Raw genomic sequence first — 17,018 nt, forward strand, 5'->3', positions numbered from 1 at the left:
GAGGCGCCCGGCCAGGAGCAGCGGATGTCGCGCTGTCCCTGGCCGGGTTTGCCCAGGTTGCCCAGGTCAGAGCCGGGCCGCGGTCCAGCAGTCCGGGGCGCCCGCCTTGCCGCACTTCGCCAGTGCGTCGAGGACCTTGGCCAGGTCGGCGGTCTTGGCGTTGCCGGGGTCGTTGGACTCCTGCTTCGGGTCCGCCACCGTGTCGTAGTACTCCGGCTTCGACACGCCCTCGTATTCGACGTACAGGTCCCCGGCAGTACGTACGGCCGTGTAACTGGGGGGTTGGGAGTTGCCCGCCTGGACAGGTTCGGCGTCGGGGTCCGACTCTCCGGTTGTGGCCGGCTTGGGTTTGACGTGCTCGATCAGGGCCGCCTTACGCCAGTCCTCGGCCTTTTTGCCCTGGATGAGCGGCAGCAGGCTGCGGCCGTCGCGGCTGTCGCGGGTGGCGGCGCCGACGCCGGCCATGTCGAGGAAGGTCGCGAACAGGTCGACGTTCTGGGCGATGGCGCCGGCCACGAGGTCGCCCTGCCGTCCCGCCGCAGGACGCTTGACCAGCAGCGGCACGCGTATGTCGTGGTCATAGGCGGTGGACTTTCCGCGTACGAGGCGGTGCTGGCCGAGGTGGAAGCCGTTGTCGCTGGTGAACACCACGTACGTGTTGCGCTTCTCGGCGGCCGTCAGCGTGCCCAGGACGCGGCCCACCATGTCGTCCACCGACTGGACCATGCGGACCCGGTCGCGGTAGTCCGTACGCAGCTGGTTGACCAGCCCGGGAGCGAGCGGTTCGCGGCGTACCCAGGAGGGCTTGTCGGCGGTGTCCTCGTCGAAGGTGGGCAGCTTGCTCACATCGATGTCGTTGCAGTCGGGCCCGCCGCAGTCACCGTTCGGGAACTCCCCGGCCGGGAACTCGGTCTTGGGCCGATCACGGCGGGCCGGCGGGAAGCGCGGCTCTTTCTCGCCCGGCTTGACGTTGAGCCTGGAGTGCGGCGCGAACGGCGCGACCTGCAGGAAGAACGGCTTGCCCGGGGCGCGCTCGCGTGAACGTGCGATGAAGTCCGTAGCCCGCTTGCCGAGCAGGTCCACCAGGTATGTGCCGTCGGAGGAGTCCAGGCCGGGCGTCTCCCCCTTCACATAGTTGGTGAGCTGGTACTTGTACTCGCCGTAGCCGTTGGCCGCCACGTGCCACTCGTCCCAGCCCGTCGGCACATGATAATTGGGGCCCGTCACCGGGTACTCGTTGATGTACTTACCGAGGTAGCCGGTACGGTATCCGGCCTTTTCCAGCGAAGCGGCGTACGTCCTGGGCTCGAGCGGCGCGAACGCCTTGTAGCCGCCGCGGTCGGTGTTCAGGTTCGTGGCCACGCCGGTGTTGTGCGGGAACTGGCCGGTGAACATCGAGGCGCGCGACGGGCAGCACAACGAGTTCGACACATAGTAGTTGGTGAACGTGGTGCCGTCGTCGGCCAGGCCGCGCACGGTGTCCATGTACTGCAGCAGGTCGGCGGACATGTCGTCCACCAGGAAGAAGATGATGTTCGGCTGCTGGGGCTTGGCGGCCGCGGCCGTCCCCGCGCCTGCCTGGGAACCCAGGCTCAGGCTGAGGACGAGCGCGAAGGCCACCGCCAAGGCTCTGCGGGTATGTCGGGTCATCGTCGTGACCACCTTCTTGACAATTCGGGAAAATTGAGGGTGGAATGCACGCTAATGGCCCTCGATACGACAGATCAACCGATTGATCCTGAAGATTTCCTGGCAAGCGCATCGAAGTACGGATTCAAAATCGTCGGCTTTTATGTCGGGCCTTGTCGGACAGAATTCAATGCCAAGACAATGGCGATGCCGCGACGGGGAATTCTGCCGGCCGAACGGACCTCGGCCGTGGGATCGCGAGAGCTTCGTCCAGGGACCGTACGTGGCCCTTGCGGCCGTCGCCGGTCGGCAGTGCCCGGGTCGTACAGCTAGTGCGGGTCAGCGCACGTCGACCGGGCGCAGTGTGAAGCCGTCGTTCGGCTTGCCGGCCAGCAGGGCGGCCAGGCCGCCGCTGAGCGCGTAGGTCCTGCCCCCGGGGCCGGGCGTGACGGAGCTGGTGACCGGGTCGGTGACGGTGTCGGTGACCTTGACGGTGGCGGACTTCCAGTTGCGGTCGGGGCTGACCCGCTGCACGACGGCGGCCTTCCCGCTGAGCAGGCCGCTGCTGACCACGGCGAGTGACTTGTCGGGCAGGACCCGGATGCCGGCGGTGAGGGCCTTGAGGTCCTTGGAGAGCTTGACCTTGGTGGCCTTCTTGGGGTTGTCGACCGGCACCCGCACCAGGCTGCCGTCGGCCTTCGCGACGATGAGGATGTTGCCGGGCACCCATGCGACGGCGCTCATGCCCACGTTGTTCAGGAAGTTCGGGACGTCCACGTTCCCGGCCAGCAGCTTGTGGCTCACGAGGATGGATGCCCGGCCCTTGCGATCGATGCGGAAGATCGTCGAGGAGAGCTGGTCGACGGCGTACGCCGTGCCGTTCGGAGCGACCGTCACGTCGGCCACGAGATGCTGCTTGTCGTCCTTCGCGACCTTGTTCAGGTCGGCGTACCAGAGCCGGCGTCCGCTGCCGATCTGGTAGGCGGCGACGCCCGCGACCTTGAACTTGGTGGCGTCCGTGGAGCGTTCGGCCGTTCCGTAGTCCACGTTGCCGGCCAGGATCCGGTTACCCCTGGTGTCAATCCGCACGGCCTGCACCGACACCAGCTTCTTGTCGTCGATGATGGTGCGCACCTTGCCCTTCTGATCGACGGAGGAGATGGTGCTGTGCGCCAGCGAACCCGTCACGAACTTCCGGGAGCCCGGGTAGTAGTCCGCGGAATGGGGGAAGACACCCGGCCCCTTGGCCTCGATGGTGGACGCCGCCCGACGGGTCTGGCCGGCGGCGGCGTGCTGGTCGGTGGCGGCGAGGGCGCCGGTGGTGCCGGCCAGCGTGGTGCCGAGAACCGTCATGGTGGTCAGGGCCGCGGCGGTCGCGGACTGCTTCAGCTTCATGGGGCGTTCTTCCTTCCGAAGACGCGGTCCGGGCCGTTGCGCCGGACATCGCGTACAGGACGCGGTGGGCGGGATGCCCTGCCTCCTGCTCGTGGCTTGGAGTCTGCTGCCGCCGGGCGTTCACAGCCTGCCCCTGGCGGGGGCAGGCTGCCGGCGTCCCGGTGCTCGATACTCGGCGTATGAGCAAGAAGACGGGGTTGGGGGAGTTCCTCAGGATGCGCCGGTCGCAATTGCGACCGGCGGATGTGGGACTCCGGGATTTCGGAGAGCGCCGTCGCGTGCCGGGGCTGCGCCGTGATGAGCTGGCGCAGCTCGCCGGGGTGGGCTTGTCCTACTACACGCGCCTGGAGCAGGGGCTCTCGCTCAACGCGTCACCCGAGGTGCTAGACGCGCTGGCCCGCGCCCTCGGTCTTGACGAGGTGGAGCGGGCCCACCTGCACGACCTGGCCCGTGCCTCGCGCCGCACCGGCGGCCGGCGTAGGCCCCCGCCGGAGCGAGCGGGAGACACGACCCGGCAACTGCTCGCCGCGTTCGGCGACACGCCCGCGATCGTGGTTGGGCGCCGCAGCGACGTACTGGCCTGGAATCGGATGGGACACACGCTGTTCGCCGGGCATCTGGACCCGCACATCCCCGATCAGCCCGACCGGCGTCCGAACACGGCCCGGCTGGTCTTCCTGGACGCGCACACACGGGACCTGTACGTGGACTGGCCGAAGAAGGCCAGGGACGTGGTGGGGAAACTGCGGCTCGCCGCCGGGCAGCATCCGGACGATCCTCGGCTGGCCGCACTGATCGGTGAACTGACCATGAAGAGCCCGGAGTTCGCCAGTATGTGGTCCGAGCACCGGGTCAGAAAGTGGGACCTCGCGACCTACCGCATGCACCACCCGGTCGTAGGCCGCATGCGACTCAACCTCCAGACCCTGAACGTCCCGCAGGAGGACGGCCAGCGCATAGTCGTGGCGACCGCCGAGGCCGGCACTGGGTCAGCGGCAGCACTGAGCCTTCTCGCCCAGGCCGGTATTCCGAGCGGTGTTCGATCTGTGCGCCAGACAGGGCGAACCGAGGCTGCGGGGATGCGCCCCGGCCCTTGAGCGGCACGCGAGCGCTTGCCAGCCGATTGAGCGGATCCTCAACATCGCCTCAACATTCGCCGCCTTATGGTCCGGGAAGACCCTGATCAAGCAGAATGGCGGACTTGATGATCCCCCTCACTTCTTCCGACCCGCACCGCCTGGGACGGTTGACCGCAAATGCCGCTCGGCGGCCTCGAGCGCGGACTTCGCCGCCGCGCTGCGCCCCGCGCGTACCAGGGCGGTGGCGGTGCGGGCCGGGTCGGCCAGCGGTCCGGCCGCCCACAGGTGGTGCGCCAGACGCTCGGCGGTGGATTCGCCACCGGCCGCGGCGACCTCCAGGGCGTCCGCGAAGCGCAGGAAGTACGGATTCTTCGGTGTCGGCTGGGAGCGGTGGCTGGCCTGATCGTGCGACTTGCCTGGCAAGTCACGCTCCCGCGGGCCGGGGGAGCGGTGTGTTGCCAGGCAAGCTATCCGATCTTGGTCAGATGACGCGGACCGCGAACTGGTCCCCGTCCAGGACCCGGGACTTGTAGTAGAAGGCGCCCAGGTCGGATCCGCCGAGAGCGTTCTCCGCCAAGGGAATCATGCAGGCGCTGTAACCGCCGGAGTCGGCGGGGTCGCGGATCCACAACCACGACGCGTTGCAGTCGTACCCGGTCCCGGTGCCCCAATCGATGATCACGATGTTCCGGCCGTAGGGCTGGGAGTATGCGCCGTTGTAGGTGGACTTGAAGGGGTACTCGTCACAGGACCAGGTTCCAGGAGTCGTGGGATTGGGATGCCCCGGCGGGCATGCCTCCCAGTGGCCCTGCCTCGGCACGCCCGCCCAGACGTGGTCCTACGACGGCATGCGGCGCCTGCGCAACCAGGCCACCGGCATGTGCCTGGCGATCGCCCACGGCGAGACCACGCTCGGCAAGTTCGCCATCCAATGGCCCTGCAAGACCACCGGCGAGCAGCGCTGGCCGTTCGGCTAGGACGTCCCGATATCGGCGAAGACGGCCCGCGTCTGGGTGATGCGCCCTGGCAAATGACCCGGGAGCGGAGACCATGAGCCTTTGCCAGCGGGCTCTAAGACACGAAACCGATGACACCGAAGCCGGGTCGCGCGGCCGCGTGCCGCATCCACTCGACGCATTGGGAGACAGCGTCATCCAGGTCCAGGGACGGCGTGGAATGGCATGAAGCAGCTGTTGTCCAGGAAGGTGCCGGTGAAGTCGCATAGCCGCTCATAGGCGTAGCGGTACTGGAAGGCGTGCGACTCGTCCGCGGTGAACGGCCCGCCGTGGACGGCCGCGCTCAGTGCCTCGTACGCGGTGGGGGCGCCGGCTCGCCGACGGGCGCGCCGACCATCCTGGCGCCCCGGTTGACTCCGTCATAGGCGGCGGTCGCCCGCTCGATCTTCACCCGGGCCGGCTCGGCGAGGTCGGGCACCATCGCCTTGCGCGCGGTCTCGCCGGGCGTGGCCGTCAGCCAGCGGACGAAGACCAGCGCCAGCAGCACGGGGAAGGACAGGCCGGTCGTCAGGAACAGGGCCGGGATCGCGATCACGATGAGCCCGCTCGCCACGTCCGACAGGACGCCGGCCCTGCGGAACCCGATCAGGTCCACCAGCGTGCCGCCGAACGCCGCCGAGATCACGATGGGCAACGTCGAGGCGAACGCCGCCATCCCGGTGAGCGCGGCGCTGCCGGTGGTCTCCAGGACGAACCACGGCACGGCCAGCATGGACAGGACGTTGCCGGCGGCCGAGACGGCGCCGGTCGCTTCCGGCCGCTCGGCGCCCGCCGTTGTCAGTAGCCACGTGGCTGTGGTGAACTCAGGGTTGCGAGGGCCGAGGGCGGTGCGGACGCACGAGGGCGGACACGCGGCGCAGCATCACGGCCAGAGGGAAGCCCGTCCAAGGGGCAGGCTGAAATCGGGGATCACTTGGTGCCACGGCGGTGTGCCAGCGGTTGATGACTCGAGGGCTCGCGAAGCGGTGTTCATGCGATCAAGGGCGACACGTACCACCTGGGCGCGGCCGGACGCTGACGGCTGCCAGGCCCGCTCGGCGAGATCGCCCGCATTCTCGCCGTCCACCTCGGGCACTGATCGGGCACTGATCGGGCACCGAATCGTCCTGGCCGCCGCGCATCAGGGAGGCCCGGCCTCCGGCAGGGATCGCCATGAAGCTCACGTGGAACTCGTCGCGCCGCACCCACGCCCTCTCGTCACGCCGCCGCTCGCCGGCGCCTCCGATCATCCCGGACACGATCGCGCCCAACCTCGCGCTGGACCAGGAGATCACGGCCCGGCTGGCGGCCGGCGAGCCCGTCGTCCACCTCGGGCTCGGCGAGGCCCGGCTGCCCGTGCACCCGCTGCTCCTCGACCGGCTCGCCGCCACGACCGCGGCCAACTCCTACGGGCCCGTGGCCGGGGACCAGGCGCTGCTCCAGGCCGCCGCCGGATACTTCGCCCGGCGGCGGATGCCGACCGAGCCCGAGCAGATCGTCGCCGGGCCCGGCAGCAAACCGCTGCTGTTCGCGCTGCTGTCCGCCCTGCCCGGGGACGTGGTGCTGCCGCGGCCGTGCTGGCTGAGCTACGTCCCGCAGGCGCTGTTCGCCGGCCGCCGGGTCATCCGCGTCCCCGTGCCCGACGGGTACGGCGGCGTGCCCGACCCCGACGCGTTCACCGGCGCGCTGCGCGAGGCCAGACGCGCCGGCCTCGACCCGCGCACGGTCATCCTGACCACGCCCGACAACCCCACCGGCGCGCTCGCCCCGCCCGAGCTGGTCCGCCGCGTCTGCGAGCTGGCCGCTTCCGAGCGGGTCGCCGTCATCTCCGACGAGATCTACCGCGACACCGTCCACAACCCCGGGACGCCGTACGCGAGCCCGGCCGAGTTCCTCCCGGCGCGGACGATCGTCACGACCGGACTCAGCAAGAGCCTGGCGCTCGGCGGCTGGCGGATCGGCATCGCCCGCCTGCCCCGCAACGCGTGGGGCCGCGCCCTGCGGTGCAAGGTGCTGGCCATCGCCAGCGAGGTATGGTCGGCGCTCGCCGGCCCCATGCAGGCCGTCGCCGCCGGCGCCCTCGACGAGCCGCCGGAGATCGTCGAGCACCTCCGCGCGAGCGCCCACCTGCACGGCGCCGTCGCGCGGGCGGTGCACACCGCGTTCACCAAGGCCGGGGCCGTGTGCCCGGAGCCGCGCGGCGGCTTCTACGTCTACCCCGACTTCGAGCCTGCCCGGCCGGTGCTCGCGGCACGAGGGCTGACCACGTCGGCCGGGCTGCAGTCGTACCTGCTCGACCAGCGCGGGGTGGCCGTCCTCGGCGGCCACCACTTCGGCGACGACCCCGGCAGGTTACGCTTCCGCGCCGCCACGAGCCAGCTCTACGGGCGCGACGCCGACGAGCAGTGGGCGGCGCTGCGCGACCAGGATCCCGTCCGCCTGCCCCACATCGCCGCGCGGCTGCGGACGATAGCCGAAGCCGTCGAGACCCTCACCTCCTGCCCCCTGGCCGGGCCGAGCCCCTGGCCGCGGTAACCCCCACGAGCGCAAGGCCCAGCTGTCGCTGAGAGGCATGGAGGCCTCCAGCGTGCCCCGGTCGCCGGAACCGGCCGCGTCGTCTGGCCGGGGTCGGCGTTGGGGAGGACGACCACGGCCGCGACCAGGTCGGCAGGGGGCCGCTAAGATCGGCGTCGCTAGACTCGGCGCGTGTCCAGACGACAGGAGATCGCCGACGCGGCGATCGGACTTCTCGCCGCAGAGGGCATTCGCGGTCTGACCCATCGCGCCGTCGACCGCGCCGCCGACCTGCCGGAGGGCTCGACGTCCTACTATTTCCGGACCCGGCAGGCGCTGCTCCGGGCAGCGGTCGAGCGGCTCGCCGAGCACACCACCGCCGACCTGGCCGCGCTGCAGGAGCGCGCGGACTCGTTCACGGGCGGCCGGGACGAGGTGATCGAGTCCGTCACGTGGCTCGTCGGCCAGTGGCTGACCGCCAGCCGGGACCGCCAGCTCGCCAGGTACGAGCTGACTCTGGAGGCGATGCGCCGCCCTGAGCTGCGCAAGGTGCTGCTGGCCAGCGGCGCCCGCATCCGCGACATGGTCGTCCGCCTGCTGGAGGCCGCCGAGGTGCCCAACGCGGACCTGTGGGCCGTCGACCTCATCGCCTACGCCGACGGGCTCCTCCTCGACCACCTGCTCAGCCGTCCGGGCGAACTGCCCGATCTGCGTCCCAAGATCCGCGGTCTGCTCGCGGCCGTCGGCGAAGCCTGACCACCGCCGGGAGCCACGGACAAAGGGGCCGCCGCTACGGGGACTGCCGTACGGCCCGAGTACTCTACGAATGTAGAGGACTCTATAGGTGTAGAGGAGCGAGTGCGTGACCATCACTTTCCCCACGAAGCGCCCGTCCCCGTTCGACCCGCCGGAGGAGCTGCGCCGCTGGCGCGAGGAGGCGCCCATCCAGCCCATGACCTATCCGGGCGGCCACGAAGGCTGGCTGGTGACCGGCCACGCGGCCGCCCGCGCGGTACTGGCCGACGCCCGGTTCAGCAGCCGTCTGGAGCGCCTGCGCTGGCCCGTCGTCTGGGAGGGGGCCGACCCGGCGACCTTTGTTCAGCCTCCCGGCTTCTTCATGCAGCTCGACCCGCCCGACCACACCCGCTTGCGCCGCCCGCTCACCGCCCAGTTCACCGTGCGCAGGCTGAAGGCGTTGGAGCCGCGGATCTCGCAGATCACCGCCGAGGTGCTCGACGCCATGGAGGGCGTCGGCGCGCCCGCCGATCTGGTACGCGAGTTCGCCCTGCCCGTTCCGTCCCTGGTGATCTGCGAACTGCTGGGCGTGCCGTACGCCGACCGCGAACGGTTCCAGCACGACTCCGCCACGGCGCTGCGCATCGGATCGGCCCAGGAGGAGGTCATGGGCGCGATGGCCTCGCTGTTCGGCTACCTGTACGAGCTGGCGGGGAGCAAACAGGCGAACCCGGCGGACGACCTGATCTCCGGCCTCGTCGCCGACGGCGAGCTGACCCAGGAGGAGATCGCCGGGGTCGGCCTGCTCCTGCTGGTGGCGGGCCACGAGACGACGGCGGCCATGCTGGGGCTGGGCGCGTACGTCCTGCTGGAGAACCCTGGCCAGCTCACCGCGCTGCGCGCGAACCCGGCCCTCATGGAGGGGGCAGTCGAGGAGCTGCTGCGCTACTTGTCGGTCGCCCACCTCGGGCCGCTCCGGGCGGCGTTGGAGGACGTCGAGATCGCCGGACGCACGATCAGGAGGGGCCAGGTGGTGACGCTGTCGATCCCGGCCGCCAACCGCGACCCTGAGCGTTTCCCCGATCCCGAGGCCCTTGACGTCACCCGGCCCGCGCCGACCGGGCACCTGGCCTTCGGCCACGGCATCCACCAGTGCCTGGGCCACCACCTCGCCCGGATCGAGATGCGCATCGCGTACCGGGCGCTGTTCGACCGCTTCCCCGCGCTGCGGCTGGCGGCCTCGCCAGAAGAGGTGCCGATGCGGACGGACATGACCATCTACGGCGTGCACCGCCTGCCCGTCGCCTGGTAGCCCTGTCGACCTCGGTCAGGCTCTGAGCATCACCGAGACCGCGGCTGGCCCCGACGGCTGCCTACTTCTCCGTCCACGGCTCGTACGTGCCGTCCCCGGGAAGCACCCAGACCTTCACCTTGGGCCTGGCGAGAGTCCGCACCAGGGTCGCCTTTCCTGTCGTCTTCGACAGGCGGTAGACCGCCACCCCCGTCTTGGTCTTCGACCGGACGATCAACCGCCCCGACCGGTCGAAGTCGAGGTCGTCGATGTACTGCCCCCGTGGCAGGCGCGCGGTCACGGTGCTGATCGTCCGGCCGGTGCGCAGGTTGAGCAGGCGCAGCTTGCGGAGCTTGGACGTCTTGCCGACCGGGGCCGCCACCGTGACGTAGTCGTTGGCCAGCGCCAGCGGCGACAGCCGCGACTTCACCGGCGTCCGGCCACGCAGCCCCCTGTCGAACACGATCGCCCGGTCACCTTCCAGCAGCAGCCTGTTGCTGTCAGGGCTGAACCCCTGCCACGAATCCGTCCCTTTCGGAGGTGGCAGCACTTTGCCCGTCCGCAGGTCGGCGAGAATGCCCAACCCCGGCCCCGAGGTCTCCGTGACCACATAGCTGCCGTCGTCCGACACCGAGGGCCACTCTTCGTAGATGTTGTCCGCCGTGAGTTTCCGCGACACGACCCGTTCCCCGCTGTTCAGCGTCCGCTGCACGAACAGCCCATCTGATTTGCGGAAATAGAAGAAGTTCCGCCCATCGCCACTGACCAAGAACGACGTCCGGCTACCGGCGTTGACCGCGTCGGCGGGGGCCACGGCGAGCGCCTCCGGCACCTTCACCACCTTCCCGTTGGTCAGCACCAGTTCCCAGGTCTGTGCGCGCTGCGCGTAGGCGATCGTGGCCGACGAGGCGGTCGCCGCCGCGGCAGGCTGCGCGATCAGTGTGGTGGGGGCGAGCAGGAGACACGCGAAGGTCGTCCGGAATTTCATGCTTTATGGGATGCCGACATGCCGCCGCAGGTTCGACCGGCGGAGTGGTTCCTCATCCGCGATCGGGATGTGTCGATCACTACAACGGCCATCGGCCGCATCAGGCTCGTAGGCAACGGCCACCCGATCACGATGAGTATGTGGTGGTGCCGATGGAAGGCCGAATAGAACGCCACAAGATACTTGGAGGAGCGATCAACGAGTACCGCCGAGCCGCCTAGCTCGACTGGTGAAACCCGAGCTCAACCCACGTGCGCGCGTTTTGACGCCCTACAGGCTCGGGCAACTGCTCCGTCGGCGGTACGACGTACCACCAGCCCGTCAATGAGGCCTTGAGCGTGTACGGGCTCACGCTCCGCACCGGCTGAGCCCCCTGTCGGCTCCGCTGACCGAAACACCGCGCCGCGTGCCTCGGCCGACCCGGGCATGCGGCGCGGCATTTTTTGCCGACTCACCGATGACTTTTCGCTTCTCGCCTGGTCTGCCCCTGTCGAAGAGATTCGGACCCACCAGTGAGGAGTTCGCGATGAAGCGACCCGTCGTCGGCGGCATGCTGCTCGCCAGCACCGACCCCGAGCGCCTGCGCACCTGGTACGTGACCGCGCTGGACCCCGAGGAGAACACCGACATCGAGCAGTACGGGGTGCTCAAGTTCGGCGAGTTCTACCTGTTCATCGACACGCGGGAGGACGTGACCGACAAGAATCCGGAGCCCGGCAGGACGATACTGAACTTCCACGTGGCCGACGCCCGCGCCGTCGCGGCCCGCATGGAGCAGGCGGGCGCGTCGTGGCTGGCACCGCTCGAGGATCGTGACGGCAGCCTGTTCGCCACCGCGATCGACCCGGACGGCAACTACGTGCAGATCATCCAGCTCAGCGAGGCCCACCTCGCGGCCATGTGAGGCGATCATGTTCGAAACGACGAAGGCGTTCAGCGGGTTCTCGGTGGACGACATCGCGGCGGCGAAGAGGTTCTACGGCGAGACGTTGGGGCTGCGTGTCTCGGAGGAGCACGGCATGCTCACGCTGCACATCGCGGGCGGCACCGACATTCTCGTCTACCCGAAGGAGCAGCACACCCCGGCGACGTTCACGTGCCTCAACTTCCCGGTCGAGGACATCGACAAGGCGGTGGACGAACTGACGGCACGGGGAGTGCGCTTCGAGCGCTACGAGGGCTTCCCACAGGACCCCAAGGGGATTCTCCGCGCCGAGGGGCCGCCCATCGCCTGGTTCACGGATCCGGCGGGAAACGTCCTGTCGGTCATCCAGCAATAGCGAACGGCTCGGAGCCACGCCCGCCGTAGCATGCCGAGGATGAGGATCATCGGCTCGTTACTCGTCGTGCTCGCCGTCGCCGTGGCGGCGTGCACGACGACGAGCGGAAGCGGAAGCGTGAGCGGCAGCGAGAGTGCCACGCCGACCAGTGGCCGCAGCACGCCCACGGTGCCCGTGCTCGAAGAAGACGAAGACGATGAGACGCCCACGCCGGGGCCGCTCGTGACACCCACCGTCGGCGGCTCCGGCTGGCGGTACGCCTACATCAGCGAGCACGAGCACGCGGACTCCAACCTGACGGACATCATCGCGACAGGACGGAAGGATGCCTGGGCCGTCGGGGTCGACGACGGGTCGCTCCTGGTGTTGCGTTACGACGGCAGCCGCTGGCGCCAGGTCGATCCGCCTCGGGGCCTGGGCGAGCTACCGTCGGATGCCCGGGTGCTCGCGGCCGCCTCGGCGCCGGACAACGTCTGGCTGCTCGTCCCGACGATAAGCTCGGCCGATGGGATGGACACCGACACGACGGCCGTCCGCTGGGACGGTTCCCGCTGGCGGAAGATCCCCGGAAAACTCGAAACGGTCGCCGATCTCGAGGTGTTCGCTCCTGACGACGTCTGGACCGTCTACGGCGTCGAGAGGCGGCACGCCAGACGATGGGACGGAAGGGCCTGGCGCAAGGTGCGGCTGCCTGCGGAGGCCGAGTCGATCAGCGGGACCGGCCCGTCGGATCTGTGGGCAGTCGGCGCGCGGGACTCAGGGCCGGGGATCACGAGAGACGAGGGGAGCCAGCCCGCCGCGATGCACTGGGACGGTCGCTCCTGGCGCCTGGTCTCCACGCCGACCTACGCGTTCGCCGCGCCGAAGCCCCCGGAAGGAGGCGCGGGGCTGTATTCGGTGCTGGCGCTGGCCGCGGGCGACGTGTGGGCCGTCGGCGAGCACACCTTCAACCATGGCGAGGTGGACAACGAGCCGGATGATCCGCCTCCGGTCCTCCTGCACTGGGACGGCCGCCAGTGGACCCGGCGCAAGGCGCCCACCTTCGGCTACTGCTGCCCACTGCCGGCTCCGGACAGATCCGGTGGGATCCTTCTCGCGGTGGGGAGTCCTGGTCTGGGGGACTCCTGGCGCCTGAGCCCTGACGGCCGCCGCACCGGCGTGCGGCGCCTGCCTTTCATCCCGGGGCAGAAACGCGGCCACAGGATGTTCGCGCTGGAGGCACTGGCTGGCATGCCCGGCCCGAGGACCGTCTGGGCGGTCGGCAGGGTGGGCGTAGGGGACGACCGCCGGGCTGTCATCGCCCGCTACCGCTGACTGCCGAGGGACCCCTCGACGAGCGCGTCACCCGGTACGGCAGGCGGGAACTCAGGGTTGGGTCGGGGATGGAGCCGGATGTGAGCGGGGGCTTCCGGGCGGGAAAGTGGGCTCATGTCCGCAGTGAAGAGGCTCAACCCCTGATCGCCTGCGCCTCCATCCTGTTCTCGGTGGTCGCCGTGGTGGTCGGGCAGTTCGGGCCCGATCCCTACCTGGACCCGCTCAACGTGACCGTCAGCGAATACGCCGTGTCCAACCACGGGGGCGTCACGGAGGTCGCCATGGCGGTCCTGGGTATCGGGTCACTGGCTCTGCTGGCGGGGCTGCGGGGGATGCCTGAGTGGTTGCTCCGGGTGTGGTCGGGGGCGCTCGTGGTGGCGGCTCTGGTCCCGACCACACCCATCGGGGTGGATCTCGATTTGGCGGCGCAGGCGCACTGGTACGTGTCCGTCGCGGCGTTCGTCAGCCTGCCCGCCGCGGGCGCGCTGCTGGTCCTGTACCGCTTCATAACTCATCGCGTGGTGCTTGGTCTGCGGCTTTGACCTCCAGGCGCTGCGTAAGCAAGATCGCGGTCTATGTCGGTTCGTCTGCTGTATCTGGCCTTGATTCGGGTGTTCGGTTGGCTGGTGCTGCTGGGTCGTGGTCAGGCGTCCAAGGATGTCGAGATCATGGTGCTCCGGCATGAGGTGGCGGTGTTGAGGCGTCAGGTCGTCCGGCCGAAGCCGGACTGGGCAGATCGGGCGCTCTTGGCGGCATTGGCCCGCTTCCTGCCGACGGTGCTGCGAACTCATCGGCTGGTCACCCAGGCACCCTCTTGGCCTGGCATCGGCGTTTGATCAAACTCTCGTGGACCTACCCACAGCGCGCCGGCCGTCCTGCGATGAGCAAGGAGGTCCGGGGTCTGGTCCTCCGTCTGGCGCGCGAGAACCCCAGGTGGGGGTATCGGCGGGTACATGGTGAACTGGTTCGGCTCGGCGTGCAGGTGAGTGAAGCGACCGTACGTCGGATCTTGCGTTCGAGCCGGCATCAAGACCGTGATCACCGGCATCCGGACGCCGCGCATGAACTTGAGCATGGAGAGGTGGGTGCAGTCGTGCCGTCACGAGCTTCTCGACCGCTGCCTCGTCTGGAACGAACACCATCTTCGGCACGCCCTGCGCGAGTACGAACGGTTCTACAACCAGCACCGAGCCCATCAAGCCCTGGACCAAGCAGTGCCGCTGCGTCCCGTCCCCGATCCGATCACGGATCCAGAGCGAATCACGGATCTGAAGGTACGGCGCACCGCCCTGGCTGTCATGAGAACCTGGTGGGCTCGCACGCCACGCCCATGGGAGTCATCGGCTGCGATATCAGGTCACGACCTGGACCGCCCCCTTGGCGACGTTCCCCAAGCTCGCAAAAAGGCACCAGTGCAAACCCTCGCGGAGGTTGCCGTTGCTGCTCGCGGTCTTGCCGGGACCGACGTAAATACTCGGACCGACTGGCCCAACTCCGCTCGAACAGGTATGGATTCGGGCCTGCAGGATGTGCTTGGTCGAGTTCGCTCCCTTGAGCCTTTCGCCTCCGGCGAAGAACGTGGCGACGGCTATGTCCAAGGGGTTCGTGCACCTGTTCCTGAACCAGATCCTGGCGCTTAGCCCGCCCCGATCGCCGTCGCCTTTGGTGAACACCTCGCGGTCCACCTTCCAGCACTTCTTGGCAGCTGATTCCGTGGCGGCGCCGGCCGGCGGGCTCGCGATCATGGTGAGCGCGAATGCGGCCGTGGCGATGGACAGAAGCTTTTTTGTCATCATATGGATTTCCCCGTGTCGTGATGGATGACCTCGACGTTAAGTGAGGGCGGTACAGGTCTCGTATACGATTCCGCGCCGTCGCGTGTGCATGGCTATGCCGACCAGCGCCGGGGATATACGCCGTCCCGCGCATACGTGTAGGCCGCGTGTATCCCCTCAGGACACCGTGGACGGTCATCGACGCGTCGTCGCCGTACGTACGCTCCAGCGGTTTTCGGCAAGCGCAGGCAAGCCTCGGTCTGGGCGGAGGTTCTGGCCTCTGACGCGTTCTGTGCTCTGTTGACACGAAGGGGAAACCTTATGATCAAACGCATCCTCACCACCGCCGCGGCCACATGTCTGGCCGCAGGCGTGCTCGTTCCGGCAAGCGCAGCGGCAAGCGCGGAGGCCAGCCCGACATCGGCCCTTTCCGCGGAGGCAACGCCCAGCCTGACGACGGCCGGAAGTTCGGGCTCGCAGGGCGGCAGCAGGAAGTGGCCGAAGTGCAAGTCGCGCGAGTGGACCAAGGATGGGGACAAGGGCGGTTCGTCGGGAAACCTCCATCTCACCGAGAGCGACGGCGATGGAGCTACCGCTGATTTCCGGGCCAACGGTGAGTACTTCTTCCTCAGCACCGCGACGCCGGTCACGGCCTCCCTGTACCGGAAGCTGCCTCACGGGAGCGCCGAGCTGGTGAAGAAGTTCCAGTCCAGTTACGGCCGCCCGCACGTCGACCTGGATCTCGGCGAGGGTACGAGGGTGTACATCGTGCTCGCCAGCAGACATGGTTCCTGCGTCAGCCACACCTTCACCGCATGACCGGCGGACACGCATGGCAGCACGACAACAAGTCGCGCACTGCCGAAGGCCGTCGCATGATGATGAGATTCGTCGCGGTCACAGCGCTTGCGACGGCCGTGCTCGTCGTACCGGGAAACGTTCGCGCCACGGCCGCAAAGCCCTACGGCTGGGTCATCATGGGCGACAGCAAGGCCCGTCAGGTGGTCGTCATGGACTCCAAGTACACGACGTGGAACAGTACGGCGCTGAAATGGAAGTGGAAGCCGTCGGCCAAGAACGGTTTCCCGGAGGCGGACGCCTGCGGGAAATGCACGGGCGCGATCTCGGAGGTACGGCTGCGCAACGGCGGCCCGGGGCAGGTAGGCGGCAAATCGGTCGTTGCCGTGGAGGATGAGGGGTTCATCGGCGTGGTCTCCTACCCGTCGGGAAAGCGCCTGTGGGCGATCAATGCTGGTGGCGCGGATGTCATGCCCCATTCCGCCGAACTGCTCCCGGGAGGCAACATCGCCGCCGTGGCGAGCAAGGGCGGCTGGCTGCGGGTGTACACCGCGTCGCAGGGGCCGGCCTCGAAGTCGTACACGGAATACCCCCTGCCCGGCGGGCACGGCGTGCTGTGGGATCCGGCCAGGCGGCTTCTGTGGGCGCTCGGCACTCACCATCTGCTGTCGTTCGAGGTCGGCGGAACGCCGGCCAAGCCGACACTGAAAGAGGTCAGCAGGACCACATTGCCCGGCAAGCACGGCGGGCACGACCTGTGGCCGGTCTTCTCCGACCAGGACAGGATGTGGCTGACCACGAACGACACGGTCTTTCAGTACGTCAAGTCCACCGGCACCTTCGTCACCATGAACGAGTACAGCGTGCGCCTGGTCAAGGCGATCGGTGACCAGCCGACCACCGGGCAGATCCTGCGGACCAGGCCGAAGAGCGGTTGTCCCGCGACGTGGTGCACGGACACGGTGGAGTTCTTCAACGCCACCGACACGCGCGTACTCGCCGACGCCAAGATCTACAAAGCTCGCTGGTTCACGCCCGGCTACCAATAGAGGGCCTCGACTCGATCTGTTGTCAACGCGCCAGGCAGGCCGGACGAGCGGGGACTCGCCCGGCTCGCCGACAGCTGACCGTTCCTCCCGACGGCCCGTCGAAACAGGTGTCGGGCATACGATTGATCCGATCTGGCAGTGTTTGTAGATCGGGGGCGCGAGATGGCGCTGAGGGT

20 protein-coding genes and 2 pseudogenes are annotated in these 17,018 nt (G+C 68.7%); 14 read left to right on the forward strand and 8 right to left on the reverse strand.

The features are described 5' to 3' along the window. Positions 1-66: 66 nt before the first annotated feature. Together ACQP2T_RS03975 and ACQP2T_RS03980 are read right to left on the reverse strand one after the other, a co-directional pair. Positions 67-1,650 carry a sulfatase family protein gene (locus ACQP2T_RS03975; protein ID WP_433514841.1) on the reverse strand — a complete coding sequence of 528 codons (1,584 nt, stop codon included), beginning with the start codon at positions 1,648-1,650 and terminating at the stop codon, positions 67-69. 318 nt (positions 1,651-1,968) lie between these two features. Continuing rightward, on the reverse strand, positions 1,969-3,024 hold the full coding sequence (locus ACQP2T_RS03980) for a hypothetical protein (RefSeq protein ID WP_433514842.1): 1,056 nt from the start codon (positions 3,022-3,024) through the stop codon (positions 1,969-1,971). A 179-nt stretch (positions 3,025-3,203) separates the two neighbouring features. On the opposite strand from ACQP2T_RS03980, the gene ACQP2T_RS03985 reads away from it, so the two are divergent. Next, on the forward strand, positions 3,204-4,121 hold the full coding sequence (locus ACQP2T_RS03985; RefSeq protein ID WP_433514843.1) for a helix-turn-helix transcriptional regulator: 918 nt from the start codon (positions 3,204-3,206) through the stop codon (positions 4,119-4,121). A gap of 117 nt (positions 4,122-4,238) precedes the next feature. Here ACQP2T_RS03985 and ACQP2T_RS03990 read toward each other — a convergent pair whose 3' ends face one another. Together ACQP2T_RS03990 and ACQP2T_RS03995 are read right to left on the reverse strand one after the other, a co-directional pair. Beyond that, positions 4,239-4,526 carry a hypothetical protein gene (locus tag ACQP2T_RS03990; protein ID WP_433514844.1) on the reverse strand — a complete coding sequence of 96 codons (288 nt, stop codon included), beginning with the start codon at positions 4,524-4,526 and terminating at the stop codon, positions 4,239-4,241. Positions 4,527-4,584: 58 nt separating this feature from the next. Beyond that, complete coding sequence (locus tag ACQP2T_RS03995; RefSeq protein ID WP_433514845.1) at positions 4,585-4,785, reverse strand: hypothetical protein; 201 nt, start codon at positions 4,783-4,785, stop codon at positions 4,585-4,587. 85 nt (positions 4,786-4,870) lie between these two features. Here ACQP2T_RS03995 and ACQP2T_RS04000 point away from each other — a divergent pair, with 85 nt between their 5' ends. Next, positions 4,871-5,080 (forward strand): RICIN domain-containing protein, encoded by a 210-nt coding sequence (locus ACQP2T_RS04000; RefSeq protein ID WP_433514846.1) that lies wholly within the window; start codon positions 4,871-4,873, stop codon positions 5,078-5,080. A gap of 173 nt (positions 5,081-5,253) precedes the next feature. Here ACQP2T_RS04000 and ACQP2T_RS04005 read toward each other — a convergent pair whose 3' ends face one another. Then, entirely contained in the window at positions 5,254-5,406 is a 153-nt protein-coding gene (locus ACQP2T_RS04005; RefSeq protein ID WP_433519706.1) for a DUF7691 family protein, read from the reverse strand. After that, entirely contained in the window at positions 5,403-5,831 is a 429-nt protein-coding gene (locus tag ACQP2T_RS04010) for a hypothetical protein (protein ID WP_433514847.1), read from the reverse strand. The genes ACQP2T_RS04005 and ACQP2T_RS04010 overlap by 4 nt, the downstream gene beginning before the upstream one ends. 440 nt (positions 5,832-6,271) lie before the next feature. On the opposite strand from ACQP2T_RS04010, the gene ACQP2T_RS04015 reads away from it, so the two are divergent. The 3 genes from ACQP2T_RS04015 to ACQP2T_RS04025 all read left to right on the forward strand — a co-directional run bounded on the left by ACQP2T_RS04015 (position 6,272) and on the right by ACQP2T_RS04025 (position 9,659). After that, positions 6,272-7,633, forward strand: coding sequence for a pyridoxal phosphate-dependent aminotransferase (locus tag ACQP2T_RS04015; RefSeq protein WP_433514848.1), 1,362 nt, complete (start codon positions 6,272-6,274; stop codon positions 7,631-7,633). A 171-nt stretch (positions 7,634-7,804) separates the two neighbouring features. Further along, complete coding sequence (locus ACQP2T_RS04020) at positions 7,805-8,368, forward strand: TetR/AcrR family transcriptional regulator (RefSeq protein WP_433514849.1); 564 nt, start codon at positions 7,805-7,807, stop codon at positions 8,366-8,368. A 106-nt stretch (positions 8,369-8,474) separates the two neighbouring features. After that, entirely contained in the window at positions 8,475-9,659 is a 1,185-nt protein-coding gene (locus ACQP2T_RS04025) for a cytochrome P450 (RefSeq protein WP_433514850.1), read from the forward strand. 61 nt (positions 9,660-9,720) lie between these two features. On the opposite strand, the gene ACQP2T_RS04030 is transcribed toward ACQP2T_RS04025, so the two are convergent. Continuing rightward, complete coding sequence (locus tag ACQP2T_RS04030; protein WP_433514851.1) at positions 9,721-10,626, reverse strand: hypothetical protein; 906 nt, start codon at positions 10,624-10,626, stop codon at positions 9,721-9,723. Between the two features lie 526 nt (positions 10,627-11,152). On the opposite strand from ACQP2T_RS04030, the gene ACQP2T_RS04035 reads away from it, so the two are divergent. The 7 genes and pseudogenes from ACQP2T_RS04035 to ACQP2T_RS04065 form a co-directional block, all read left to right on the forward strand. Then, entirely contained in the window at positions 11,153-11,530 is a 378-nt protein-coding gene (locus tag ACQP2T_RS04035; RefSeq protein ID WP_433514852.1) for a VOC family protein, read from the forward strand. Between the two features lie 7 nt (positions 11,531-11,537). Beyond that, a complete protein-coding gene (locus tag ACQP2T_RS04040; RefSeq protein WP_433514853.1) occupies positions 11,538-11,906 on the forward strand; it encodes a VOC family protein in 369 nt (122 codons plus the stop codon). Between the two features lie 39 nt (positions 11,907-11,945). Then, positions 11,946-13,220, forward strand: coding sequence for a hypothetical protein (locus ACQP2T_RS04045; protein WP_433514854.1), 1,275 nt, complete (start codon positions 11,946-11,948; stop codon positions 13,218-13,220). Between the two features lie 80 nt (positions 13,221-13,300). After that, the gene (locus ACQP2T_RS04050) at positions 13,301-13,762 is read left to right on the forward strand and encodes a DUF998 domain-containing protein (protein WP_433514855.1); all 462 of its coding nucleotides are present in this window, start codon (positions 13,301-13,303) and stop codon (positions 13,760-13,762) included. 33 nt (positions 13,763-13,795) lie between these two features. Then, on the forward strand, positions 13,796-14,056 hold the full coding sequence (locus ACQP2T_RS04055; protein ID WP_433514856.1) for a hypothetical protein: 261 nt from the start codon (positions 13,796-13,798) through the stop codon (positions 14,054-14,056). 44 nt (positions 14,057-14,100) lie between these two features. Next, positions 14,101-14,181: pseudogene (locus ACQP2T_RS04060) on the forward strand (hypothetical protein); the annotation flags it as partial. Positions 14,182-14,293: 112 nt separating this feature from the next. After that, positions 14,294-14,380: pseudogene (locus ACQP2T_RS04065) on the forward strand (hypothetical protein); the annotation flags it as partial. Between the two features lie 192 nt (positions 14,381-14,572). On the opposite strand, the gene ACQP2T_RS04070 reads toward ACQP2T_RS04065, so the two are convergent. Further along, entirely contained in the window at positions 14,573-15,016 is a 444-nt protein-coding gene (locus tag ACQP2T_RS04070) for a hypothetical protein (protein ID WP_433520021.1), read from the reverse strand. A 300-nt stretch (positions 15,017-15,316) separates the two neighbouring features. Here ACQP2T_RS04070 and ACQP2T_RS04075 point away from each other — a divergent pair, with 300 nt between their 5' ends. Both ACQP2T_RS04075 and ACQP2T_RS04080 read left to right on the forward strand, forming a co-directional pair. Then, positions 15,317-15,814 carry a hypothetical protein gene (locus ACQP2T_RS04075; protein WP_433514857.1) on the forward strand — a complete coding sequence of 166 codons (498 nt, stop codon included), beginning with the start codon at positions 15,317-15,319 and terminating at the stop codon, positions 15,812-15,814. Further along, a complete protein-coding gene (locus ACQP2T_RS04080) occupies positions 15,811-16,842 on the forward strand; it encodes a DUF6528 family protein (RefSeq protein WP_433514858.1) in 1,032 nt (343 codons plus the stop codon). The genes ACQP2T_RS04075 and ACQP2T_RS04080 overlap by 4 nt, the downstream gene beginning before the upstream one ends. The last annotated feature ends 176 nt before the right edge of the window (positions 16,843-17,018 follow it).

It is taken from the genome of Nonomuraea sp. CA-143628 (genome assembly GCF_050942315.1).
GTDB lineage: Bacteria > Actinomycetota > Actinomycetes > Streptosporangiales > Streptosporangiaceae > Nonomuraea.

Bases quoted from the DNA above. Each gene is read 5' to 3' on its own strand.
- ACQP2T_RS04075 (WP_433514857.1), top strand. From the start codon at position 15,317: ATGATCAAACGCATCCTCACCACCGCCGCGGCCACATGTCTGGCCGCA.
- ACQP2T_RS03980 (WP_433514842.1), bottom strand. From the start codon at position 3,024: ATGAAGCTGAAGCAGTCCGCGACCGCCGCGGCCCTGACCACCATGACG.
- ACQP2T_RS03985 (WP_433514843.1), top strand. From the start codon at position 3,204: ATGAGCAAGAAGACGGGGTTGGGGGAGTTCCTCAGGATGCGCCGGTCG.
- ACQP2T_RS04080 (WP_433514858.1), top strand. From the start codon at position 15,811: ATGACCGGCGGACACGCATGGCAGCACGACAACAAGTCGCGCACTGCC.
- ACQP2T_RS03975 (WP_433514841.1), bottom strand. From the start codon at position 1,650: ATGACCCGACATACCCGCAGAGCCTTGGCGGTGGCCTTCGCGCTCGTC.
- ACQP2T_RS04070 (WP_433520021.1), bottom strand. From the start codon at position 15,016: ATGATGACAAAAAAGCTTCTGTCCATCGCCACGGCCGCATTCGCGCTC.
- ACQP2T_RS04055 (WP_433514856.1), top strand. From the start codon at position 13,796: ATGTCGGTTCGTCTGCTGTATCTGGCCTTGATTCGGGTGTTCGGTTGG.
- ACQP2T_RS04045 (WP_433514854.1), top strand. From the start codon at position 11,946: ATGAGGATCATCGGCTCGTTACTCGTCGTGCTCGCCGTCGCCGTGGCG.
- ACQP2T_RS04010 (WP_433514847.1), bottom strand. From the start codon at position 5,831: ATGCTGGCCGTGCCGTGGTTCGTCCTGGAGACCACCGGCAGCGCCGCG.
- ACQP2T_RS04015 (WP_433514848.1), top strand. From the start codon at position 6,272: ATGAAGCTCACGTGGAACTCGTCGCGCCGCACCCACGCCCTCTCGTCA.
- ACQP2T_RS04030 (WP_433514851.1), bottom strand. From the start codon at position 10,626: ATGAAATTCCGGACGACCTTCGCGTGTCTCCTGCTCGCCCCCACCACA.
- ACQP2T_RS04035 (WP_433514852.1), top strand. From the start codon at position 11,153: ATGAAGCGACCCGTCGTCGGCGGCATGCTGCTCGCCAGCACCGACCCC.
- ACQP2T_RS04040 (WP_433514853.1), top strand. From the start codon at position 11,538: ATGTTCGAAACGACGAAGGCGTTCAGCGGGTTCTCGGTGGACGACATC.